Source organism: Methylobacter sp. S3L5C, assembly GCF_022788635.1.
Taxonomy (GTDB): domain Bacteria; phylum Pseudomonadota; class Gammaproteobacteria; order Methylococcales; family Methylomonadaceae; genus Methylobacter_C.
This window is the reverse complement of sequence record NZ_CP076024.1, coordinates 1,580,105-1,602,370: the sequence shown is the minus strand read 5'-3', so window position 1 is coordinate 1,602,370 and position 22,266 is coordinate 1,580,105. Positions and strand designations below refer to the sequence as shown.

General features: G+C 43.6%; 21 protein-coding genes. 11 read left to right on the top strand and 10 right to left on the bottom strand.

Annotated elements, in window-relative coordinates; genetic code table 11:
- Nucleotides 1–65: 65 nt before the first annotated feature.
- Nucleotides 66–371 (top strand): hypothetical protein, encoded by a 306-nt coding sequence (locus tag KKZ03_RS07425; protein WP_243220878.1) that lies wholly within the window; start codon nucleotides 66–68, stop codon nucleotides 369–371.
- A 514-nt stretch (nucleotides 372–885) separates the two neighbouring features.
- On the opposite strand, the gene KKZ03_RS07420 is transcribed toward KKZ03_RS07425, so the two are convergent.
- The 7 genes from KKZ03_RS07420 to KKZ03_RS07390 form a co-directional block, all read right to left on the bottom strand.
- Nucleotides 886–1,332, bottom strand: coding sequence for a universal stress protein (locus tag KKZ03_RS07420; RefSeq protein ID WP_243220877.1), 447 nt, complete (start codon nucleotides 1,330–1,332; stop codon nucleotides 886–888).
- 10 nt (nucleotides 1,333–1,342) lie between these two features.
- Nucleotides 1,343–1,855: a hypothetical protein gene (locus tag KKZ03_RS07415; RefSeq protein ID WP_243220876.1), complete on the bottom strand. Its 513-nt coding sequence runs from the start codon at nucleotides 1,853–1,855 to the stop codon at nucleotides 1,343–1,345.
- Between the two features lie 164 nt (nucleotides 1,856–2,019).
- A complete protein-coding gene (locus tag KKZ03_RS07410) occupies nucleotides 2,020–3,903 on the bottom strand; it encodes an ATP-binding cassette domain-containing protein (RefSeq protein ID WP_243220875.1) in 1,884 nt (627 codons plus the stop codon).
- Between the two features lie 55 nt (nucleotides 3,904–3,958).
- Nucleotides 3,959–4,354 carry an MAPEG family protein gene (locus KKZ03_RS07405; protein ID WP_243220874.1) on the bottom strand — a complete coding sequence of 132 codons (396 nt, stop codon included), beginning with the start codon at nucleotides 4,352–4,354 and terminating at the stop codon, nucleotides 3,959–3,961.
- Between the two features lie 108 nt (nucleotides 4,355–4,462).
- Complete coding sequence (locus KKZ03_RS07400; protein ID WP_243220873.1) at nucleotides 4,463–4,687, bottom strand: hypothetical protein; 225 nt, start codon at nucleotides 4,685–4,687, stop codon at nucleotides 4,463–4,465.
- A 220-nt stretch (nucleotides 4,688–4,907) separates the two neighbouring features.
- Nucleotides 4,908–5,438 (bottom strand): YcxB family protein, encoded by a 531-nt coding sequence (locus tag KKZ03_RS07395; protein WP_243220872.1) that lies wholly within the window; start codon nucleotides 5,436–5,438, stop codon nucleotides 4,908–4,910.
- Between the two features lie 30 nt (nucleotides 5,439–5,468).
- The gene (locus tag KKZ03_RS07390) at nucleotides 5,469–6,776 is read right to left on the bottom strand and encodes an NAD(P)/FAD-dependent oxidoreductase (RefSeq protein WP_243220871.1); all 1,308 of its coding nucleotides are present in this window, start codon (nucleotides 6,774–6,776) and stop codon (nucleotides 5,469–5,471) included.
- A 525-nt stretch (nucleotides 6,777–7,301) separates the two neighbouring features.
- On the opposite strand from KKZ03_RS07390, the gene KKZ03_RS07385 reads away from it, so the two are divergent.
- The 4 genes from KKZ03_RS07385 to KKZ03_RS07370 all read left to right on the top strand — a co-directional run bounded on the left by KKZ03_RS07385 (nucleotide 7,302) and on the right by KKZ03_RS07370 (nucleotide 13,320).
- Nucleotides 7,302–9,440: an HAD family hydrolase gene (locus KKZ03_RS07385; RefSeq protein ID WP_243220870.1), complete on the top strand. Its 2,139-nt coding sequence runs from the start codon at nucleotides 7,302–7,304 to the stop codon at nucleotides 9,438–9,440.
- A 15-nt stretch (nucleotides 9,441–9,455) separates the two neighbouring features.
- Complete coding sequence (locus tag KKZ03_RS07380; protein WP_243220869.1) at nucleotides 9,456–10,310, top strand: HAD-IIB family hydrolase; 855 nt, start codon at nucleotides 9,456–9,458, stop codon at nucleotides 10,308–10,310.
- Nucleotides 10,300–11,193, top strand: coding sequence for a carbohydrate kinase (locus KKZ03_RS07375; protein ID WP_243220868.1), 894 nt, complete (start codon nucleotides 10,300–10,302; stop codon nucleotides 11,191–11,193). Before KKZ03_RS07380 ends, KKZ03_RS07375 begins: the two co-directional genes overlap by 11 nt.
- A gap of 171 nt (nucleotides 11,194–11,364) precedes the next feature.
- Complete coding sequence (locus tag KKZ03_RS07370) at nucleotides 11,365–13,320, top strand: alpha-amylase family glycosyl hydrolase (RefSeq protein ID WP_243220867.1); 1,956 nt, start codon at nucleotides 11,365–11,367, stop codon at nucleotides 13,318–13,320.
- Nucleotides 13,321–13,441: 121 nt separating this feature from the next.
- Here the strand turns inward: KKZ03_RS07370 and KKZ03_RS07365 are convergent, their stop codons facing one another.
- From KKZ03_RS07365 to KKZ03_RS07355, 3 genes are all read right to left on the bottom strand, one after another.
- Nucleotides 13,442–13,756, bottom strand: coding sequence for a Spy/CpxP family protein refolding chaperone (locus tag KKZ03_RS07365; RefSeq protein ID WP_243220866.1), 315 nt, complete (start codon nucleotides 13,754–13,756; stop codon nucleotides 13,442–13,444).
- 112 nt (nucleotides 13,757–13,868) lie between these two features.
- Nucleotides 13,869–14,555 (bottom strand): response regulator, encoded by a 687-nt coding sequence (locus KKZ03_RS07360; RefSeq protein WP_243220865.1) that lies wholly within the window; start codon nucleotides 14,553–14,555, stop codon nucleotides 13,869–13,871.
- Nucleotides 14,552–15,994 carry an ATP-binding protein gene (locus KKZ03_RS07355; RefSeq protein WP_243220864.1) on the bottom strand — a complete coding sequence of 481 codons (1,443 nt, stop codon included), beginning with the start codon at nucleotides 15,992–15,994 and terminating at the stop codon, nucleotides 14,552–14,554. The genes KKZ03_RS07360 and KKZ03_RS07355 overlap by 4 nt, the downstream gene beginning before the upstream one ends.
- Nucleotides 15,995–16,385: 391 nt before the next feature.
- Between KKZ03_RS07355 and hemP the strand changes: the two genes are divergently transcribed.
- The 6 genes from hemP (at nucleotide 16,386) to KKZ03_RS07325 (ending at nucleotide 21,899) form a co-directional block, all read left to right on the top strand.
- Nucleotides 16,386–16,577 (top strand): hemin uptake protein HemP, encoded by a 192-nt coding sequence (gene hemP, locus KKZ03_RS07350; RefSeq protein WP_243220863.1) that lies wholly within the window; start codon nucleotides 16,386–16,388, stop codon nucleotides 16,575–16,577.
- Between the two features lie 89 nt (nucleotides 16,578–16,666).
- Nucleotides 16,667–17,524, top strand: a complete 858-nt coding sequence (locus KKZ03_RS07345) for an energy transducer TonB (RefSeq protein WP_243220862.1) — start codon at nucleotides 16,667–16,669, stop codon at nucleotides 17,522–17,524.
- 4 nt (nucleotides 17,525–17,528) lie between these two features.
- The gene (locus KKZ03_RS07340; RefSeq protein WP_243220861.1) at nucleotides 17,529–18,218 is read left to right on the top strand and encodes a MotA/TolQ/ExbB proton channel family protein; all 690 of its coding nucleotides are present in this window, start codon (nucleotides 17,529–17,531) and stop codon (nucleotides 18,216–18,218) included.
- Complete coding sequence (locus tag KKZ03_RS07335; RefSeq protein ID WP_243220860.1) at nucleotides 18,218–18,643, top strand: biopolymer transporter ExbD; 426 nt, start codon at nucleotides 18,218–18,220, stop codon at nucleotides 18,641–18,643. The genes KKZ03_RS07340 and KKZ03_RS07335 overlap by 1 nt, the downstream gene beginning before the upstream one ends.
- A gap of 72 nt (nucleotides 18,644–18,715) precedes the next feature.
- Complete coding sequence (locus KKZ03_RS07330) at nucleotides 18,716–20,884, top strand: TonB-dependent siderophore receptor (protein WP_243220859.1); 2,169 nt, start codon at nucleotides 18,716–18,718, stop codon at nucleotides 20,882–20,884.
- A 319-nt stretch (nucleotides 20,885–21,203) separates the two neighbouring features.
- Nucleotides 21,204–21,899, top strand: a complete 696-nt coding sequence (locus KKZ03_RS07325; RefSeq protein ID WP_243220858.1) for a PepSY-associated TM helix domain-containing protein — start codon at nucleotides 21,204–21,206, stop codon at nucleotides 21,897–21,899.
- Nucleotides 21,900–22,266 lie beyond the last annotated feature (367 nt).

Here is a 22,266-nt window from a genome sequence, read left to right as displayed (position 1 = left end):
TGGAAGCCTCTAACATGTGAAGATGTCGTCAACGACGATAACAGCCCAACACGCCAAAGGCCTCCATGAACTTAATAGAACCCATTTTTCAGCAAATTTCCAGTGTAGAAAAACCGCAGCGTAAGTTTATATTCATTTTGCTAACAGCCCTGACATATCTGCCGCGAAGGATGAATTTCCGAAACCTTGGCCGTTATAGTCCTCTGAATGAAAAAACCTTTTCAAGATGGTTTCATCGCTCGTTCTATTTTGTTACCTTCAATTTGCTGAGCTTGAAAGATTCAACGGATAAAGGTGAATGGATATCAGCAATTGATGCCAGCTTTTTACCCAAAAGCGGTCGCAGCAGTTACGGCCTGGACTGGTTTTAGAACGGTTCACTTTACAGTTTCAGCCATTGAAACGCCATGCTTGTCGTTCTTACGCGCATTACCTTCACCCCAATCAAACACTGTAATTTTAGTAAAACATCATATACGCACATCATGAAGGTATGCAATAAAATACAAAGTTATCTGTGCTGGTTACTCATTTAGCCATCTTTGACACGCTTTTATCATCCGGTTAGTTTACTAAAATCGACTGGCAGCTATGAAAATTTGAATTTCAGCTACCAATAAGGGCTTTACGAAATCAGCCAATTTAAAAATTGGGTCATTGTATAAGCACTTTTATTTTTTAGTTAGTGAGCCCGATTGATATCGCTACCCGGGGGGATTTTGTCCTTTGTAGCGGCGGATTTATTCGCATTGTACTGCGGATAAATCCAACTCTACAGCTTATATTTGCTACACGGAGAGAAAAGAGCTTATGTGGCTACCTTATAGTATATTAGGTATAGTGTTTTAGTGACGGTGTTATAAATGTTGCGAGACGTATCGTTGACTATTCATCATCCAGCAAACGCACCGCCAACACATCACAATTTGCATGATGTAGCACCCCGTTGGCAGTCGACCCCAGCAACAAAGCCAAGCCATGTCGACCATGGGAACCAACAACAATTAAATCTACCTTGTTTTCTTCGGCAACCCTTACTATTTCTGTCTTGGGACTGCCCATTTCCAACCATTGCCTGTCTTCGGTAACAGCCAGCTTTTCAGCCAATTTAGCCAGTCTTTTTTTCGCCCCGGTCATTAACTCTGTTGTTATATCCATGTTAAAAGGAATATCCCCCCCATAACTGGCATCCGTAATCGGCAAACTATCCACCACATGAATAATACTCAGCTTTGCCTGATATTTAAGAGCCAAATCCTTCGCCCTGTTTGCAACAACTTCACAGTGTTCGTAAAAATCCACTGCCAATAAAATATGTGTATAGCTTTCCATGATTCTCCCCCTATTCAACGCCGGCAACTTCAGGAAATAATAACGCCATTACCTGATAAGATCCCAGTAGATATAAAAATGCCAGACCTAAACTAAAAATTAAGTTTTTGTCCAACGCATGACGAATGATATGCCCGGTAACCGCCCAATGCCAGCCAATTAATCCCAGCATGACCGAAAATGCGAATATTCCGCCGTGCCCCGAAGCCATTGAGGCTATTGCGGGCAGAGCAAAAAAACTGATCAGCGCATCGGTACCCAATAAAGCCGCCAGCATTTGAGAAAATCGCCCCAACTTTCGCACCAGATATAATGATATCCAGACAAATCCGACCAGCAGAAAAATCTCAACCATGAGCTGTAATAGCGTATCAAGCCAATCGAAGTAGATCCTTAACATTAAGGCCCGGATAACGATATAACCAGCCAATAATAACCGTAACAGCCATATAGAGCCGGGTAAATCCTGGGGTCCTTTTTTAAACAGACAAATATCAAATACCAACTTTATAATGTCAAACATTAGCTTCTTCCTGATCCATAAACAACGTTGGCAAAAATACGACTATCAGCAATAACCTCATTCCATGAAATACACGAAAGCCACCAGAAAATTCAACACGCCGACCTTACCGGTCAACTTGGAGGTTAATTTTTGCCAGCTATTAATTCACCAGAAATGATAGATCACTCAGTATTTTCAATCTTTTCTTCTGCTTCCATCCACGCCGTTTCTGCTTCATCCAGCGCCTTATCAATTTGTACTTTTTTTTCCAGCAACTGCTTCAAACGCACCTTTTCGGATTCCGCATAAATCTCGGGATCAGCCAATTGGTGCTCCAGTTGTCGCTGTTCGTTATGATATTTTTCAACAGCAATTTCCGCTTTTTTCAACGCATCAAACAAAGGCTTATGTTTTTGCCTGCGTTCTGCATCCAGCTTTCTTTGGTCTTTGCGTGATACCGTTGGCGAAACCTCAATCTCCGTTCTTTCATCACCCTTTTTCTGCTCGGTCAACCATAACCGATAATCGTCAAGATCACCATCAAAAGGCTGTACTTTACCTCCAGCAACCAATAATAGCTGATCTGTCACTGAGCGCAATAAATGTCGATCATGCGAGACCACCACAATAGCTCCTTCGTAGCCTTGTAAAGCCACACTCAAGGCATGGCGCATATCCAGATCCAAATGATTGGTTGGCTCATCCAGTAATAACAGGTTGGGATTTTGATAAACCAACAACGCCAAAACCAGACGCGCTTTTTCACCACCGGAAAAAGGTTTTACCGCCTCTAAAACCTTATCACCCTGAAAATCAAAACCACCCAAAAAATTACGTAAGTCTTTTTCCGTAGCCTGATTATCCAGCTTTTGTAAATGCCATAACGGACTTTCATCCAGATGTAATTGCTCCAGTTGATGCTGGGCAAAATAACCGATTTTTAAAGATTCAGCTTCCTGTCTTTTGCCCGATAAAGGCAACATATCGCCCGCCAGCACTTTAATTAAGCTGGATTTACCTGCCCCATTCGGCCCCAACAACCCGATACGATCACCCGGTGAAATGGATAATCCGGCCTGCTTGATCACACAGGTATCGCCATAACCTATATCGGCTTTATCAAGGGTTAATAAGGGATTAGGCATTTTCCCCGGCTTGGCAAAACTAAAATTAAACGGCGAATCCACATGCGCCATGGCAATTAACTCCATACGCTCCAAGGCTTTGATACGACTTTGTGCTTGCCGCGCTTTTGTCGCTTGCGCTTTAAAGCGGTCAACAAAACTTTGAATATGGGCAATCTCGCGTTGTTGTTTCTGGAAAGCGGATTGTTGCTGCGACAATTTTTCGGCGCGCATTTTTTCAAAGGCGGAATAGTTGCCGGTATATATTTCGGCTTTACCTTGCTCAATATGCACGATGTGATCGCTGATAGAATCAAGAAAATCACGATCATGAGAAATCAACAACAAAGTACCCGGATATTTGCATAACCAGTCTTGTAACCAGATAACCGCATCCAAATCAAGATGGTTGGTTGGCTCATCCAGCAGTAACACATCGGAACGGCACATCAAGGCTTGCGCCAGATTAAGACGCATCCGCCAACCACCGGAAAACGAGTTGACGGCATTGTGTTCCTGATCAGCCGTAAAACCCAAACCGTTCAATAGTCGGGAAGCTCTGGCTTGAGCCGTATAACCGCCAACGTTATCTAAAACCGCGTGTAATTCGGCCTGCTTTAAACCATCATCAGCCTCTTCCGCAAGCTTTAATCTGGCCTCTAATCGCCTTAATTCCTGATCGCCATCAATAACATAATCAATTGCCGAACTGGAAACAGCAGGAGTTTCCTGGGCAACGTGAGCGATTTCCAGATTGGGCGGCATGGAAAAATCGCCTTCATCCAAATGTAGTTCATTTTTTACCAGCGCAAATAAACTGGACTTACCGGCGCCATTCGCACCGGTAAAGCCGACTTTTTGGCCTTTGTGAATAGTAAAAGTAGAGTTGGCAAACAGCACCCGCACTCCACGGCGCAGGGCTATATTTTTAAAATTTAGCATTAATGTTCAAGAAAAAAGGTTAAAGTTTGTGGACAAATGCTTCATATGTCTGTGATTAATAAAGTTTAAGCGGCCCAGAAAATACCAAGAATAGTATATTCAGTATTGCCAAGGCAATTAATAGATAAATGGTTATCTGCATTCCCAATACTCTTTTCCGGAGATTCTTTGCGGGAAGACCGATCGCATGAATTATTCGCCCTATTATCAGCGTGGCTCCCAATATATGGATAAGTATTTTCGGCGCTCCGTTTAATTCGAGCGCTAATAAAAGCAACAGTGTTATAGGAATATATTCCAATGCATTAGCTTGCGTGCGAATTGCTAATTGCAGCTCTTCATTTCCCCCGTCACCAATAATTATCCGGTTTTTTCTACGAAGTTTTATTACTGAAAGAGAAAGTCTCACTATCAATAAAGCTAAGAGCGATGCATATAGTGACGTAATCATGGATACCCTTATTGTTTTTTTAACCTGTAACTGACCGGAATGTTTGAACACCGCAAGGATTTACAAAACGTGAGTAACGGGGTTACAAACCCCGTCACGCTTCGTTTGTTAATATAACCCCCTGAAAAAGCCCTCAATAAAAGTACCAAGAGCTTGCACAACAGTGCCAGTAGTTCCGCAGTACGACTCGCGAACCATGAATACACCAATAATGCAAAAGCAAATACCTAATACCATACATTCCCATCGCGCCGTCGAGTCAAACACAATAATCAATACTCCTAACAGAATCATCAGCAAACCGAAAATGCCAAATAATATTCTCGCGATCATAAAATGCTTCTTCGCCAACTAGCGATACTGGAAAACGGAATGCCGTTCATCGAGCTTAAACGAAGTACCATTGACAAAAATCTACTAAACTGGTCGGGGTTTGTAACCCCGACCAGAACGTTTGAAGGTCGCAAGGAGTGAGTGACGGGATTACAACCCCCCGTCACGCTTCGGCAAATATCCATGATATTTTCACCTTTTGCCTTGCGTCTTATATTTTTTACGCAAATCGTTCAATCATTTTTTCGGCTTGTTCAGCGAACTGCTCAAGATTACCTTTTTTTATCTTATCGACGGGAATAACCAGAGCGGTGCTTAAATCAATATAGATATAAACATAGCGTTTGCCATATTCCACTCTGACTAAATCCCCCCATGCCATTTTATTTTTACCACTGGGTGATTGCTCCAGTAAATAATTAGGATTGGCAGGGTCTATGGTTAAGGTGTAAGTACCAAATAAATTGATTTTTTCTTTAGGGGTATAATTTTTAAGGATTTGTCTGCGTAAATCCAACATCATTATTTTAGGTGACAGCAGCGCCCAAAGAACGGCAATAACCAGTACATAGCCTGCCGAGTTCTTATCACCATAATAAAAATAATAAAAAGCCCCGATAAGCCCCATCATACCAGGCACTATCCAGCGATTTTTCTTAATGTTGAACTGTATCTCGTCATTCTTCATGAATTGAATTTCATTAAAATGAATTAAATCTTCTTCGCCAAATTCGTATTCTATTTCAAACATAGTCTTAGTTCTTTTGAAGTTTAAAAAATATTAGTGCATTTTTATTTTGGTATAAACACCACGCCTGAAAGCATTGGAAAGCGTTAACATGGCCGTTCTAAAATAACCATGAATGGCTACCTGATGCATTTTATAAAGGGACAAATAAACGACTTTGGCAATAAAACCGCCAATGCTCACCGTTCCCATTAAATTACCCATCAAATTACCGACCGTAGTGTATTTACCCAAGGAAACCAGCGAGCCGTAATCATAATAAACAAAATTAACCAGATGACGGCCTTTTAAGCGATTGATAATTGATTTACATAAAACTGATGCCTGTTGATGAGCCGCTTGCGCTCTGGGAGGTACGTTGCCGGTATGGCCTTGCCAAACACAAGCCGCACAATCACCCATGGCAAAAATATCATCATCATTGGTTTTTAAGGTACTATCAACGACTAACTGATTAATATGATTGGTTTCCAACCCATCCAGATTTTTCATCCAATCCGGTGCTTTAATACCCGCAGCCCAAACCTTAAGATCGGCTTCAATAAATTCACCATCATGGGTCGTGATACCTTCTTTGGTTATTTCGATGACCCGGCGGCCCATTTTAAGATCAACGCCCAAATCAATAAGTTGCTGCTGTGTGGCAGCAGCCAGTTTAATCGGTAAAGCCGGTAATAATTGCGTTGCTGCCTCAATAATTGTCAACTTAACCGTACTTTTTTCATTTAAGCCGTAAATTGCCAGAACATTGGTTACTTCGTGCAGTTGTGCAGCTAACTCAACGCCGGTAGCACCTGCACCTACAATAGCGATGGACAAAGGCTTAACATTGGCACTGTCTTTACCTATATAACTTTTTAGATAAGATTCAAATAATTGCTTTTGAAATTTAAACGCTTGAGCAGTTACATCCAAAAACAGACAATGTTCTGCGACACCTTTAATATTAAAGGTATTGCTGACGCTACCAACCGACATGACCAAGGTATCATAACTAAAAGTACGACCAGGGATAAGCTCTTCGCCGCTGTCACTCAGCGTGGGGCTGACAAAAATTTGCTTTTTCTGCCTGTCCAGACCTTCCATTTTGCCTAATCTAAAACGGAAATGGTTACGATGCCCTTGTGGCAAATATTCAACCTGTTCTGACTCATCCAATGTTCCTGCGGCAACTTCGTGTAATAACGGTTTCCAGATGTGCGTCGATGCTGCATCAATTAACGTCACTTCCGCCAAGCCTTTTTTACCTAACTTACTGCCTAAACTGGTCGCCAGCTCAAGACCAGCAGCTCCGCCACCAACGATTACTATTTTATGTTTTTCATTATTATTTTCAGCCATTGTCCTTCCTTCCCCACTCAAATGTGTTTGCGTACTATAACATTATATTTAATCAGTACCTCAGTGACTAAACAGACTGCTTTTAAATTTGCTCCTTATCCTTAAAAATACGGTTATTACTGCATTTAAAATATTCAATTCCGATAAAATTTGGCATACCCTGTCTATTTAAAACAATGTCAATTAACCAGAATAAACCACTAACTATTCAACTAATTAACGGTAATTAATTCAAAGACCAATCACACAAATGACCTCGATACTGTTACTATGAGAGTAAGCCTTTAGGAAACAAGTTGGTATCAATGACTTTCCTACCGCTAAGGATTATCAAAATTTCAAAATTATTTGTTTGATATCCCAGTCAATAACTAAAAATATCACATCAGAAAATTTATCTGGCTATATTGAATGATTACTGAACGCTCTTCAATAATAAAATATACCCATAAAATCAGGCCTTTATTGAACCCTACTTAGAGACTTATTTTAATTAAGAAACCGATAATTTAGAGAATGACCATCATGATTGAACATACTAAAACCGGTCCACTGTATATTGTATTAATTAGCATCCACGGTCTGATTCGGGGACACGACCTGGAATTGGGACGTGATGCCGATACGGGAGGCCAAACCAAATATGTCGTTGAGCTGGCTAAAGCGCTCGCACAGCAACCGGATGTCGAACGCGTGGATTTGGTAACGCGGCGAATAATCGACAGTCAAGTAAGCACCGATTATGCAGAACCCATCGAACTACTGGCTAAAAATTTACAAATAATCCGTATTGAAGGCGGTCCCGAAGCCTATATCTGCAAAGAAGAACTATGGGATCATCTGGACAGTTTCGCCGATAATTTACTCAGTTGGCTACACCGTCAGCCCCGATTACCGGATATTTTGCACAGCCATTATGCCGATGCCGGCTATGTTGGCGTCCGCCTTTCGCATAGAACAGGCTTACCGTTAATTCATACCGGGCATTCTCTGGGGCGCGACAAATGCCGCCAACTGCTGGCCAACGGCTTGTCGATGGAAGATATCGAACAACGCTATCATTTATCACGCCGCATTGATGCCGAAGAAGATACGCTGACCAATGCCGATATGGTGATAACCAGTACCCGTAATGAAATTGAAGAGCAATACGAGCTCTACGATTGCTATATGCCTGAAAAGATGGCTATCATTCCGCCGGGAACCGATCTCGACATGTTTCATCCGCCCACCTGCGCAGGCAAAGACATTAGTTTTGCAGCAACTCTTGAAATGTCTCTGCATAAGCAGGATAAGCCGATGATTTTGGCGCTTTCCCGACCCGATGAACGAAAAAACATCATAGGGCTTTTGGAAGCCTATGGTGAATCACCACGATTACAACAATTAGCCAATCTGGTGATAGTCGCTGGTAATAGGGAAGATATCAGGGAAATGAGTGACGGCCCGCAAGGCGTTTTAACCGAATTATTACTGGTGACAGATTACTACGATCTCTACGGCCTTGTCGCCCTACCCAAACACCACTCATCTGATGAAGTTGCCGATATTTATCGTCTTGCGGCGGCAACTGGCGGTATTTTTATCAACCCGGCATTAACCGAACCGTTTGGTTTAACCTTGTTGGAAGCTGCGGCTAGTGGATTGCCGCTAGTTGCCACGGAAAATGGCGGTCCGGTCGATATTATCGGTAATTGCCATAACGGCTTATTGGTCGATCCATTGGATAAACCGGCAATTGCCAAGGCACTGTTGACTATCCTCGAAAATCCAAAAATCTGGCAAAAATTCTCCGAAAACGGGCTGAAGAACGTTGCCCGACTTTATTCCTGGGAAACCCACGCACAAGCCTATTTGCAGAAAATACAGACATTTTCGCAATACCGTGAAAACCTTCCGAAAATGCCTCCGGTTACCAAAACAGGGCGCTATCCTGCACGTGCCATTTTCACCTCTATTGATCATACCCTATTGGGCGATCCCAAAGGGCTTGAACAATTCGTACAATTTATTCGCGAGAATCGTAAAAAATTTCTGTTCGGCATAGCCACTGGACGACGAATGGATTCGGCACTGGCCGTTTTAAAAAAACACCACATCCCCATGCCGGATATTTTAATTTCCAGTCTCGGCACTGAAATCTATTACGCCCCGCAATTAGTTGCTGACATCACCTGGGCTCATCATATTGATCACTTGTGGACACCAAAAGTGCTACAACGCATCGTTAGTGGTTTACCCGGTCTGACACCACAAGTTAAAAGCGAGCAAAGCCGGTTTAAACTTTCCTATCATTACGACAGCAATATTGCACCGTCAATTGAAGAAATCCTTACGCTACTGCGACAACATGAACTACCTGCCAACCCGACACTCTCGTTTGGTCAATTTTTCGACATTATCCCGGCCAGAGCCTCCAAAGGACTTGCCTTACGCTATATTGCCCGGCAATGGAATATTCCTCTGGAGCGTATCCTGGTTACAGGCGGCTCCGGTGCCGATGAAGACATGCTGCGTGGCAACACACTCGGTGTAGTGGTTGCCAACCGCCACCGTGAAGAATTATCGTTACTGGGCGATACCGAACATGTCTATTTCGCCGAGGGACCGCATGCCTGGGGCATATTGGAAGCGATCAAGCACTATGATTTTCTTAACCTTTAATGGAGCATAGAGCCCATGCCTAAGCATATCCTGATTTGCACCGATCTCGACCGGACGTTGTTGCCAAATGGCAAGCAACCAGAATCGCCCAAAGCCCGATCAGTTTTTAGCCGTTTGGTTTCGCGCCCCGAAGTGACACTGGCTTATGTCAGTGGTCGGCATCTTGAATTAGTCAAAAATGCCATCAGTGAATACGAACTGCCGTTACCCGATTGGATTATCGGTGATGTCGGCACAACTATTTACCGGTTACAGAACCGGGAATGGCTACATTGGTTTGAATGGGAACAGGAAATCGCCACTGATTGGCAAGGAAGAACAGCCAACGATTTACGCGCTTTATTTACAGATTTACCCGCGTTATGCTTACAGGAAGAAGCCAAGCAAAATCGCTACAAATTAAGCTATTATGTGCCATTACAAACAGATATTACTGCCCTGCAAAAAACAATGGCACAGCGCTTGGAAGCGCAAAACTTGGCTGCCAGTTTGATCTACAGCGTTGATGAGGCAACGTCGATGGGGCTCTTGGATATATTACCTGCGCACGCCACAAAACTGCATGCGGTAGAATTTTTAATGCAGCATCAGGGCTTTGACTACGCCAATACAGTTTTCGCTGGCGATAGCGGTAACGATTTACCGGTACTCACTAGCGCCATTCAATCGGTATTGGTTGCCAATGCCGATGGCGATGTTATTGAGCAGGCTAAAATCGAAGCCCGAAAACTGAAAACGATGGCGGCATTTTATCTTGCGCAAGGTGGTTTTCTGGGCATGAACGGCAATTATAGTGCCGGAATTCTTGAGGGCATCGCCCATTATCACCCTGAAACACGACTTTGGATGGAAGAAAACCATGAGCAATAATCCTCTTATCCATATTTTCGGGGAAGTACTAATCGACCATTTCCCCGATGGCAGCGATGTTCTGGGCGGCGCACCATTTAATGTCGCATGGCATTTGCAGGCCTTTGGACAAGCTCCCCGCTTCATTAGCAGGATTGGCAATGATCTTGCGGGCCATGAAATTGCCACGTTAATGGATACCTGGGGCATGAACCGTGATGCCGTGCAAAAAGATTGTAAGCATCCTACCGGCAGTGTTCGGGTAATCATCAAGGATGGAGAGCCATATTACGATATCGTTGCCGATAGTGCCTACGATTTTATCGACACGGCATTACTGGAAAAAAAAGACACCGCAGGCATTTTATACCATGGCTCGTTAGCCATCAGAAATCCTGTCTCACTTGCAGCATTGCAAGTCATTAAAGCCAGCCATCAAGGCAAGGTTTTTATTGATATCAATTTACGGCAACCCTGGTGGGAGCTAGAAATACTGGTGCCATTGCTACATGATGCCGATTGGGTCAAACTCAATGAACTCGAACTGGCTGCCTTATGCCCTGAAGGCTTTAAAGACCAGGGACTGGAAAAGATCATGCAGGCATTTTGTGCGCAATTCGACCTGGAAACGCTGGTCGTAACTTGTGGCGCAAAAGGTGCCGCCGCTTACGATAAGCAACTACACTTCATAACTGTCGAGCCACCGGCAAGCACACCGGTAATTGATACCGTCGGTGCCGGCGATGCTTTCGCTTCAGTGTTGCTACTGGGACTGAGCAAACAATGGCCTGTTGAAGTAACCCTCGACCGGGCGCAAGCGTTCGCCTGTGCCTTGGTTGGCAGACGTGGAGCTACCGTAACTGATAAAGAATTTTATCAATTATTCAGCGAACAATGGCATTGAACACCACAATTAATAGCCAATAATGTTCGACAATACGGCAAACCGTCACGATTTACACTTTTTTGAAAGCAGTCTCCCGAAGGGTATGAGCGATAAAAGTCAATCGCCCATATCAATACAACAATTGCCTTGCCGTATCCGGCACACTTAACATATCTAGGATAATAAAAAATGTACGAACAAGTTTCCCACTCCCTCTTGAATGCCATTCTGGATGATTTAAAACCGGAAATCAGGAGGCAGAATTTACGGCATTTTTATACTCGTCTGGGCGCCAATTTTTATGCTATTTATTCGCTTTTTTTTACCCTCTACGGACATCGTGAGGACTTTAAAGAGCAAATGTTACGCCTTGTTGAAACGATGGCCGAAGGCTATATTAATCGTTCTTCGGAACTTGAAGGTATCGATATCCAACGTGAGCAGGATCATAACTGGTTCTTGTCACAAAACTGGGTCGGTATGGCACTTTATACCAACGGTTTTGCCGAGAGTTTAGATGATTTGGCTGACAAAACGCCTTATTTCCAGGAGCTAGGCATCAATATGGTACATATTATGCCCATTTTGATGTGCCCTGCCGGTAAAAGTGATGGCGGCTATGCCATCAGTAATTTCCGGCAAATCGACGACCGGATCGGCGATCTCAAGGATTTACACAGGGTAGCGGAAGAATTCAGGAAACGCGATATTCTATTGGTTCTGGATATCGTGCTGAATCATACTTCCGATGAACATGAATGGGCCCAAAAAGCGATGAGCGGCGATCCCCGTTATCAAGATTATTACTTTATGTTCGATAACCGTGAAGTTCCGGATATGTTCGAGCAGAATATGCCGGAAATTTTTCACGAAAGCGATCCGGGTAACTTTACCTGGAATGAAGAGACGCAAAAATGGGTAATGACAGTCTTCCACAATTACCAGTGGGATTTAAATTATAGTAACCCTACCGTACTTATTGAGATGCTCGATATCATCCTGTTCTGGGCCAATCAGGGTGTTGACGTGCTACGTCTTGATGCCGTTGCTTTCCTGTGGAAAAAAATCGGCTCAGCCTCCCAGAATGAGCGCAATGCACACTTGATTTTACAGTTGATGAAAGATTGCTGCCAAGTGACCGCACCTGGCGTATTGTTTATTGCTGAAGCAATTGTTGCACCGGTTGAAATCATTAAATATTTCGGCGAAGATGCCATCATTGCCAAGGAATGTGAAATTGCTTACAACGCCACGTTGATGGCATTGTTGTGGGATGGCATTGCCACCAAAAATACTAAATTGCTCTATCAAGGGATAAAAAACCTGCCTGACAAACTGGAACGGGCAACCTGGCTCAACTATGTGCGCTGCCACGATGACATCGGCTTCGGTTTCGATGACAACGACGTCCGGGCCTCAGGGTACGAGCCTTTTGCACATCGAAAATTTCTGGTCGATTATTTTAGTGGTCAGTTCAATGCTTCTCCTGCCAGAGGCATGGTCTTTATGTTTAACAACGAAACCGGCGATGCACGTATTTGCGGTTCTCTGGCATCTTTGGCAGGCCTGGAGTCAGCATTGGAAAATGATGACCAGACCCTGATTTCGGCCTCCATCAATAAAATTCTGTTACTACACAGTATTATTATGTCTTTTGGCGGTATTCCTCTGCTTTATAGTGGCGATGCACTTGGTGTAACCAACGACTATAGTTATCAGGATAATCCCAGCAAAAGCGACGATAGCCGCTGGATTAACCGCCCCACAATCGACTGGGAAAGGGCTGAATTACGAAAAAAACAAGGCACAGTAGAATATACCTTGTTTAATGGCCTGAAAAAGATGATCGCTATTCGCAAAGAAACATCAGCATTTGCCGATTTCAACAATCGTGAATTACTGGATATCAGCAATGAACATTTAATTTGTTTTGTCCGATTTAATCCCCTACGTCCCGCAGATCGGGTCATGGTCATCGCCAATTTTGATGCCAAACCTCAATATCTTGATTTGGAATCCTTAAACGGCAAAGGTATTAATTTTTATAACCACGTCGTTGATTTATATACTGGCAGCAGTCCTACTCAACATGATCGCCAAATTATCTTACAGCCTTATCAATTTTATTGGTTAACAGAAATATAAGGTCATCAGACAAAGTAGTCACTATTTTTGATACTAAAATGCCTGATCAATATCGATCAGGCATTTTTATTTATGCAGAAAGTAGAAAATTATTGCGTTTGTTCAACGGCTTTTTGACCGGTTAATGCTTCATGTTTTTTTGCCATTTTTCATGACGTTGTTTTTTCAGCTCCGTCATTTTTGTTAGTTGTTCTTTGCTCAAAACAGACTGTAATCGTGCTTGGGTTTCTTCGTGAATGATTTTTGATTTTTCGCCTTGTTCCTTGAATAAGGCTTCCACTTTGGTTTTTTGCTCAGCCGTCAAGTCCAAACTCTTGGTCATATGTTCAATTCTGTTGCCATGATGGCCGCCGACATGGTTTTTATCGCCAGAAGATGCCGCTACAGTTAATGGAAGCGCTAATGCCATTGCCAAAATTATGATTTTCTTGTTCATGTTTGCTCTCTCATTGATTTAAGGTTACCGAACAGTTCTCTGTTCTTGGTTATTACTTTAACGATGAAAAGCGCAAAAAATTTGAAGAAAATGTGTAAATAATGTGAATCTGTTAATCGACAACTCTGTCCTGAGGATCGTATCGATAGCCGGCACCATAAACCGAATGAATCAATTCCTGATCTGGCAATAAATCGGTTAATTTTTTTCTAAGTTTTTTGATATGGCTATCAATAGTCCGGTCTGAAACGATACGTTGATCGGGATAAATAAGATCCATTAATTTTGAACGTGAAAAAATACGCCCGGGCTGCTGATATAAAGCCTGTAACAACTGAAATTCGACTGTGGTTAATTCTATGTCTTGCTCACCGGCCAGTACCCGGAAACTGTTATGATCCAGCTTTACAGCCCTGGCGCCAGCCTCTATCGTTGGCACTTGCTGCCGGCGAAGCACTGCTTTGACGCGGGCAACCATTTCACGAGGACTAAAAGGTTTACAAATATAATCATCTGCTCCCAGCTCCAGTCCTAGCAAGCGGTCTATTTCTTCAATACGCGCAGTAATCATGATAATAGGCACAGTACTGAAACGTCGAAGTTCACGGCAAATATCCAGACCATCACGGCCCGGCAACATTAAATCCAGCAAGATTAAATCAGTGTGATTTACTTTAAGCCACGGGAACACCTCCAAACCATTACTTAAAAAATCGGTGTCAAAGCCTGCGTTTTGCAGATAATCGACTTGCAGGCGAGCCAGTTTTAATTCATCTTCTACAATCAGGATATGATTCATGAGCTAATCGGTAATTCAATGCGGATAGTAAGCCCTTTTAAAGGCGACAGTTGTGCTTGTATCGTACCATTATGAGCCTCAACAATATTACTGCAAATAGCCAAGCCAAGACCAGCACCGCCATGATGACGGTTGCGTGAGCTTTCCAGTCGATAAAACCGGTCGAATAATTTGGGCAGTTCGCTTTCGGGCACGCCAGGTGAACTATCAGAGAAGTTGAGCACCAGCTTATCGCCTTCCTGAAAGATGATAATAGCTAACTGTCCATTATTGTCGGTGTAATTCGCGCTATTGTTAAGCAGGTTTCGATAAAGTTGGGACAAGCGGTCTGGATCAGCGTAAATACGGATAGAGCCGGCCAGTTTATTAGTCAGCTCAATAGTGATTTTTTTATTTTGAAATTCCGGTTTTAATGCCGCCAAGTCTTCTTTTAATAGTTCCACCGGATCAACGTGTACTTTGCGATAACTTAATGCACCTTGGTCAGACAGGGACAATTGATAAAGATCTTCCGTTAAACGATTAAGTCGCATCACATCACCAAATAGCGAATCTATAGCCTCAGCGGTAAGAGGTCGAATGCCATCTTGCAAGGCTTCCAGTTCACCACGTAATATGGCCAGAGGGGTACGCAATTCATGAGAAATATCCGCCACCCAGCGCCGCCTTGCCTGTTCTGATTGCTCCAATGCTGCAGCCATATCATTAAAATCTCGGGCCAATTGGCCTAACTCATCGTTAGATTCGACGGGTAAGCGGCTATCATAACGACCTACAGCAAGCGCCTTTGCCGCTGTGGTGATACGTTTGAGCGGTCGTCCCAAGGTGTAGGCCAGTAACCAGGCAAGACCGGCAGACAAAAAAATCATCAGCAAGGCAATCCAGATAAAGGCTTCAGATTGCCGCTCCATAAATCGGACTTCACTGACTTGGTTAATTGTTTTACCCGGTAAAAGCCCAAGAAAACCAACTATTTTTTCTTGAAAAAAAACAGGTTGCAAGGCTAGTTGTAGTAGAGCTTCTTTACGACCAAAAATAATCGTCTTGTCACTATTTAATAACATAGCTCGAAGCTCAAGAGGGATAAAACGTTTTTTTACAGGCAAATCAGGTATTACCGGCGGCCAAATATTATTGGCTTCTTTCTGTGCCTGCTTGGCCCACAGTGGAGGTCGATGATGACCGTGGGGATTGGACTGCCACAACAAATCAATCCATTTTTGCTTGTCAGTGGCAAGATTGCTCCAGCTCTGATTACCTGCATAATATTCGGTCAGTTCTTCAATCAGGTTTGTCACCTGTTCCTGCTGCCGGGTCTCTACAAATTCAGTAAAGCCTTGATTTAAAGACCAGCGCATAAAAACATACATCCCTGAAACGACCAGAAGCGTAGTCATAAGAAACGTTAAAAAAAATTTGGCCCGGATTGTTTTATGCATGGCTACACTCCCAACAATGAATAACCTATTGTTATCATTAACTGTGCAAGAATTATGAAAACAGAAATCTTCAGAATTTAAATTTCCAAATTTTCTCATTAAAATTAGAGTTACCCTACTCAAAGAATAGAATTTATTTATCTGAAGTATTGTTTGTTTTTCAAAAAGCCAAAACAAATTAAAATCCTATTATTTTATTTACAAATAACAATCATTATCATTTACAAGTAATGGCTATTTTGCTATTATTGCTACACCTGTTTAGTCACCCAATAGTCGAATCAGTACATGCCCATTAACTTCTCGTCAGTAACATCAACATGCCAGAAACCACACCAACAGAGTTAATGTAATTAAACTGATTATATAAACAACTTATGTACTTATAAAAATGAAAATCCCCGTTAACGATCAGGTATCTGATTTAATAAAATCGCAAGACAGGCGCGAAATTGCAATCGCCAAGCCTCGGTTTAACTGTCAACAGCTTTTTGGTACGCAAAATGAAATTATCATTGAGCATCAGAGTGACGACTATCGTCTTCGCATTACCAGTAACGGCAAACTGATTTTGACCAAATAGTTCAAACCCTCTTATTAGCAGCACAGCCAGCCACCTTGCCTATTGGGACAGGAAGCCAGCCAGCCTTCATTTAAACTCAAGGTATGGTTATGTCAGTAAATTTTCTAAAGAAACCAGATTTTCCGGCATCTTCCGAACAAAATCTTAATTCGACTACACACAATCAACTACCTGTTACCAGGCTATTAACTGTTGTTAACAGCAGTAACAAATACCCTGACGCAACCGACAAAAATCGACCTAATAAACATGGTCGTTTGAATTTATACGCCTCTTTAACACGCAATGAATACCTGATTGGTATTTTGTTAACCCTGGCACTACATCTACTATGGTTTGTTACGACTCCGATAGTCGAAACCAAGCAAACCATTGCACCGCCAAAACCCATCATGGTGGAATGGCTTGACAATTCGCCAACTCATGCAGAACCCGTCAAACCTGCAACTCAACCTAAACAGGTTACTGTAAAACCAGCCGTCAAATCCAAACCCAAACTAAAATCTAAAAAAATAGCTGCTTCTAAACCAGTCATCGCCGCACCCAGTCCGGAAGCCGAATCGACTATAACACAGTCACAGAACACTCACGCAGAACTCCCGACTGTTGCGGCAATCAATGCGATAACCGTGACACCAGATACTACTGCCAACGATGTGCCGGTAACACTACCGAATCTTAATGCCGACTATCTAAATAATCCGGCACCGGATTACCCATCTGTTTCACGCGAACTTGGCGAACAAGGCCGGGTACTGCTACGCGCCATGATCAATAGCGATGGCACTGTTGCACAAGTAGTACTACGAAAAAGTAGCGGATTTAACCGGTTGGACCAAGCCGCACTGGATACCGTTAAAAAATGGCGATTTGTTCCTGCTCAGCGTGGCGAACAGAAAATATCGGCTTGGATTGTAGTACCCGTTACATTTTCACTTGAAGGATAAATATATGGATTTCAAACATTTTTTAACACAAAACGACACAGTAGGGCTGTTCCTGTTTGGCATGCTTATCTTTATGTCGATGGCCAGTTGGTATTTTATTATTATCAAGGCTTGGCAAGTCAGGCGGGCACGCCATTGCAGCAAGCAATTTTTAAACACTTTTTGGGATGCCGCTTCGCTGGATGAAGTAGCCAAGTCACTAAAGCAACACCCAAGCAGCGAACCGTTTGGGCATTTGACCAGCCATGCCATCGCTGCTGCCCGGCACCATGCCAAACATGGTGCCCATAGACTGCATGAGGCTGGCTCATCCACCGAATTTTTAACGCGTGCCATGCGTCGTATTATTGATGAGGAAACCACCCATCTGGAATGGGGCTTGACCGCGCTGGCGTCGATTGCCAGCACTGCACCCTTTGTCGGTTTGTTCGGCACGGTATGGGGGGTTTACCACGCTCTGATCGGTATTGGCCAAAGCGGTCTGGGCACACTCGACCAAATTGCCGGGCCGGTCGGCGAAGCTTTGATTATGACAGGCTTAGGGCTAGCCGTGGCTATCCCTGCGGTGCTGGCGTACAACGATTGCTCCCGATCCAATCGACTGGTGCTGGCAAAGCTGGATGCTTTTGCCCATGACTTATTTGCTTTTCTAACCACAGGTGCGTCTGTACCGCTTAATTCAGGAGCAGAGTAATGGCATTCGGCGGTTTCGATCAAAGTAAAAACACCCACCCTGTCGCCGAAATCAATATGGTGCCACTAATTGATGTGATGCTGGTGCTGCTGATCATTTTTATGATCACAGCACCGATGATGACGCATACGGTGAAAATTGACTTGCCCAAAGCGGGCAGTCAGGCGCAGCCCGAACAACCTGAACATATTACCTTATCCATCAATCTTGACGAGCAGTTATTCTGGAACGAAATACCGGTAACACGTACAGAACTACAACAACACTTATTGGAAATCACCGTACAACTGCCGCAACCGGAATTGCATATCAGGGCCGACCAAGCCGCGCCATATCGACTTGTTGCCGAAACCCTGGCTGATGCAACCAAGGCCGGTATTACCCACATCGGTTTTGTTTCTGAACCAGATACTAATAACCAATAACAAAATAATCAGCCACCCCGCGTTTTCCGCCAGGCAGCCATTTACTTTTTAAGCGACAAAAGCGGGAAACGTATGTATCAAAAAAATGCAAAAATAAAAAACAGCTGGCTACTGAGGACTTTGTTACCGCTGGGAGCGCTATTAAGCAGTATGGCAGTGGCCGCCGAACCGATCAAGAAACCCGCAGTGAATGAAGAGCAGGAAATCATTCTAAAGGACGTTAAAGTTAAGGCGGTACGCAATAAAAAGCCAAATATAATTAAAGGCTATCAAGCCAAAAGTAACGCCACAGCCGTTAAAACCGACACTGCCCTGATCGACCTCCCGCAGTCAATCACCGTTATCTCGCAAGAATTAATCAAGGACCAAAACATGCAGAGCATAGCCGATACCGTTCGCTATGTACCTGGTGTTAGTATCGCTCAAGGTGAAGGCAGGCGAGATAATCCGATTTTTCGTGGCAACAGTTCAAGTTCAGATATGTATGTCGATGGCATACGCGATGACGTACAGTATTATCGTGATCTTTACAACATCGAAAGGGTAGATGTACTGAAGGGCCCCAACGCGATGATCTTCGGTCGCGGCGGCTCGGGCGGCTTGATTAATCGGGCTACCAAACAAGCAAACTGGAATACTGGCCGCGAAATGAATATACAGTTTGGTTCCTTCGATAAATACCGGTTAACAGGGGACGTCGATCAAGCTATTAACGATAACTTTGCCGTGCGCCTGACCAGTATGTGGGAAAATTCCCGCAGCTATAGGGACGGCTTCAATGCCCGGCGCTGGGGGATTAATCCTACTGCATCCTGGCGTCCCAACGACCAGACTAATGTAACGCTGGGCTATGAGCATTACGAGGATAACAGAACGGCGGATCGAGGAATTTCCTCATTCAATGGTCGGCCGGTCAACACCGATGCCTCTACGTTTTTTGGGGATCCGGATCGAAGTCCAACCGGAGCAAAGGTTGATTCTTTCAGTGCAATAATTGATCATGACTTTGGTAGTGGTGTCTCGGTTCGTAATAGCAGTCGTTACGCTAGTTATGATCAGTTCGCTCAAAATATATTTGCCGGCGCGGTCAACGCCGTAGGCGACCAGGTAGCGATCGCAGCCTATAATAGCGCTACCCAGCGTGAGAATTTCTTTAACCAAACCGATCTGACCTTTTCGCTGCACACCGGGCCTTTCAAGCATAAGTTTCTGACCGGAGCCGAGTTTGGCCATCAGGAAACCGATAACTTCAGGAATAGTGGTTATTTTACCGATATAGGAGCTAATGCTACGTCAGCTAATGTTTCCGTGGCCAATCCAAGATATAACGGCGCTGTCGCTTTCCGGCATAGCGCCACAGACGCGAATAATCACGGCGTTGCAACTACCGCCGCAGGTTATGTGCAGGATCAGATCGAATTAACGCAGCATTGGCAGGCTATTATGGGGGTACGCTATGATCGCTTTGACGTCGATTTCCAGAATAACAACAATGGTCAAAATATTACGACTGCCAACAACTTGGTGTCACCACGAGGTGGTTTACTCTATAAACCTTTTGACAACTTCTCCTTGTATACTAATTACAGCATTGCCTATGTACCCAGGGCCGGCGAACAACTATCATCGCTTACGCTGAGTAATCAAGCGCTAAAACCGGAAGAATTCAGAAATTACGAAGTGGGTGCCAAGTGGGATATTATCCCCGATATATCGGCGACTCTGGCATTTTACCAACTGGATCGCCTCAATGCCATTGCTACTGACCCCAATAATTCAGCGCTATCGTTTTTGGTCGATGGCCAGCGTTCACGAGGCATAGAATTGGGTCTGAGCGGTAGCATTACCGATGCATGGAAAGTCTTTGGCGGCTATGCCTACCAGAATGGCGAGATAACCAAAAGTATTTCAAGTTCCGCCTTGGCGGGTGCAACCATGGCGCAAGTGCCGGAACACTCTTTTTCGCTGTGGAACCGTTATGACATTACCCAACAATGGGGCGTCGGCCTAGGCTCGATATATCGCGGCAAAATGTATGCGGCCACGGACAATCTGGTGACCCTACCGGGCTTCCTGCGTTTCGATGCAGCCGTTTACTATAAGGTTACTAAAAATATTCAACTGCAAGTGAATATCGAAAACCTGTTTGACAAACAGTATTATGCTTCGGCCCACAGTAACAACAATATCACGCCAGGATCACCAATTGCTGTTAACGGCGGAATCACTATAAAGTTTTAGTAAAATTTATACTTGATTAGCACTGGTAAAAAGCAATAAAAATCGATTCCCAAACAAACTCTGTCGTTTTTGTAAACTATGGTAGCTTACAGGATAAGTCATTGAACCTGCTTGCCCAACAATACTTTTTAAAAAGGCTCTTATTCAGGACATTCTTATTAAATTAATAGTCATCCCTATTAAATCTGGAACCCAGTTAAATCGACAAACGGATTTCCTGCCTTCACGGGAAAGACGTTTTTTCAGATGCCTTTTACTTCAACTAATTCTACGAACCTCATAATAAATATCAACCCATTCAAACTTGAAAAAATAAACAATGAATATTCCAAACACTATCGTGCCACCACCTCATAAACCTTCAGGCGGCTATTTATTCCTCCCCAAACGCTTGTCGCGCGGCACCTTTTTAAAATGGCTGCGCCGAACTCATGCCTGGGTAGGGTTGTGGGGTGCAGCGCTAGGATTATTGTTTGGATTTTCCGGTATTTTACTCAATCACCGTGATGTTATGAAAATCCCGATCGGTAAAATGGAACAACAGGAAATCCAACTGGCGCTACCGGAACCACGACCTGCCGATCCTGAAGCTATGGCGGCTTGGCTCGGTCAATCATTGGGACTAAACACCAATCACGCCAAAATCCAGCAAGAAGCCAGAAAAATGGTGATATGGAATAATGTCCAGTTTCAACAGCCGTCGTTCTGGAAAATCACTGTGCGTAATCCTAAACGAATGATGCAGGCCGAATACTGGGAAGGTAATGCCTTTGTCAGCGTCAAACAAGGTCAAGGCAATATATTATCGGTACTGACTAATCTACATAAAGGTACCGGTATGGGGGTGGGCTGGGTGCTACTAGTTGATACCTTAGCTGGCGGCTTGATATTACTGAGTTTGACTGGCACCCTACTATGGACGGGGCTGCACGGCAAGCGACTGGTAGCCGCAGGTCTTGGTTTCGGTTCGTTAGGATTGGCGATATTTTTCGCATTACAAACCATTGAAGGGTAAACCTTGTTGAGAGGGATTCCGAGCACTCAGATCGATAGCTCTTCAAGAGCCGACCTGGCTGATTGCCACTATAATTTACGCGAATATCAAGAAATCGTTAATAGCGCTCGTTAGTCCTATCAATACAAAAATCCAGCACCAAAGGCCTATGAGAGGACTCCATTATAAAATCATTAAAGTCCAAAGTATTCCAAACAATTGGTAAATGCAAAGGCTATTAAATTTAAGATAAACAGTTTACTTTATTAATGAGAACGATTATCATTGAGACAAATAATAATCATTGTTTCTATCTTATGAAGTCAAAAATAAACAAAAAAATTTTTAGCTTGGCAGTCTCAGTCTCGGCTACTTTGGTATCAGGTAA

What these genes read in the sequence shown, in the direction of transcription:
- KKZ03_RS07415 (WP_243220876.1), bottom strand. Translation starts at nt 1,855, where the DNA reads ATGTTTGACATTATAAAGTTGGTATTTGATATTTGTCTGTTTAAAAAA.
- KKZ03_RS07375 (WP_243220868.1), top strand. Translation starts at nt 10,300, where the DNA reads ATGAGCAATAATCCTCTTATCCATATTTTCGGGGAAGTACTAATCGAC.
- KKZ03_RS07340 (WP_243220861.1), top strand. Translation starts at nt 17,529, where the DNA reads ATGGATTTCAAACATTTTTTAACACAAAACGACACAGTAGGGCTGTTC.
- KKZ03_RS07365 (WP_243220866.1), bottom strand. Translation starts at nt 13,756, where the DNA reads ATGAACAAGAAAATCATAATTTTGGCAATGGCATTAGCGCTTCCATTA.
- KKZ03_RS07380 (WP_243220869.1), top strand. Translation starts at nt 9,456, where the DNA reads ATGCCTAAGCATATCCTGATTTGCACCGATCTCGACCGGACGTTGTTG.
- KKZ03_RS07370 (WP_243220867.1), top strand. Translation starts at nt 11,365, where the DNA reads ATGTACGAACAAGTTTCCCACTCCCTCTTGAATGCCATTCTGGATGAT.
- hemP (WP_243220863.1), top strand. Translation starts at nt 16,386, where the DNA reads ATGAAAATCCCCGTTAACGATCAGGTATCTGATTTAATAAAATCGCAA.
- KKZ03_RS07390 (WP_243220871.1), bottom strand. Translation starts at nt 6,776, where the DNA reads ATGGCTGAAAATAATAATGAAAAACATAAAATAGTAATCGTTGGTGGC.
- KKZ03_RS07360 (WP_243220865.1), bottom strand. Translation starts at nt 14,555, where the DNA reads ATGAATCATATCCTGATTGTAGAAGATGAATTAAAACTGGCTCGCCTG.
- KKZ03_RS07330 (WP_243220859.1), top strand. Translation starts at nt 18,716, where the DNA reads ATGTATCAAAAAAATGCAAAAATAAAAAACAGCTGGCTACTGAGGACT.
- KKZ03_RS07335 (WP_243220860.1), top strand. Translation starts at nt 18,218, where the DNA reads ATGGCATTCGGCGGTTTCGATCAAAGTAAAAACACCCACCCTGTCGCC.
- KKZ03_RS07400 (WP_243220873.1), bottom strand. Translation starts at nt 4,687, where the DNA reads ATGATCGCGAGAATATTATTTGGCATTTTCGGTTTGCTGATGATTCTG.
- KKZ03_RS07395 (WP_243220872.1), bottom strand. Translation starts at nt 5,438, where the DNA reads ATGTTTGAAATAGAATACGAATTTGGCGAAGAAGATTTAATTCATTTT.
- KKZ03_RS07355 (WP_243220864.1), bottom strand. Translation starts at nt 15,994, where the DNA reads ATGCATAAAACAATCCGGGCCAAATTTTTTTTAACGTTTCTTATGACT.
- KKZ03_RS07325 (WP_243220858.1), top strand. Translation starts at nt 21,204, where the DNA reads ATGAATATTCCAAACACTATCGTGCCACCACCTCATAAACCTTCAGGC.
- KKZ03_RS07420 (WP_243220877.1), bottom strand. Translation starts at nt 1,332, where the DNA reads ATGGAAAGCTATACACATATTTTATTGGCAGTGGATTTTTACGAACAC.
- KKZ03_RS07385 (WP_243220870.1), top strand. Translation starts at nt 7,302, where the DNA reads ATGATTGAACATACTAAAACCGGTCCACTGTATATTGTATTAATTAGC.
- KKZ03_RS07345 (WP_243220862.1), top strand. Translation starts at nt 16,667, where the DNA reads ATGTCAGTAAATTTTCTAAAGAAACCAGATTTTCCGGCATCTTCCGAA.
- KKZ03_RS07410 (WP_243220875.1), bottom strand. Translation starts at nt 3,903, where the DNA reads ATGCTAAATTTTAAAAATATAGCCCTGCGCCGTGGAGTGCGGGTGCTG.
- KKZ03_RS07425 (WP_243220878.1), top strand. Translation starts at nt 66, where the DNA reads ATGAACTTAATAGAACCCATTTTTCAGCAAATTTCCAGTGTAGAAAAA.
- KKZ03_RS07405 (WP_243220874.1), bottom strand. Translation starts at nt 4,354, where the DNA reads ATGATTACGTCACTATATGCATCGCTCTTAGCTTTATTGATAGTGAGA.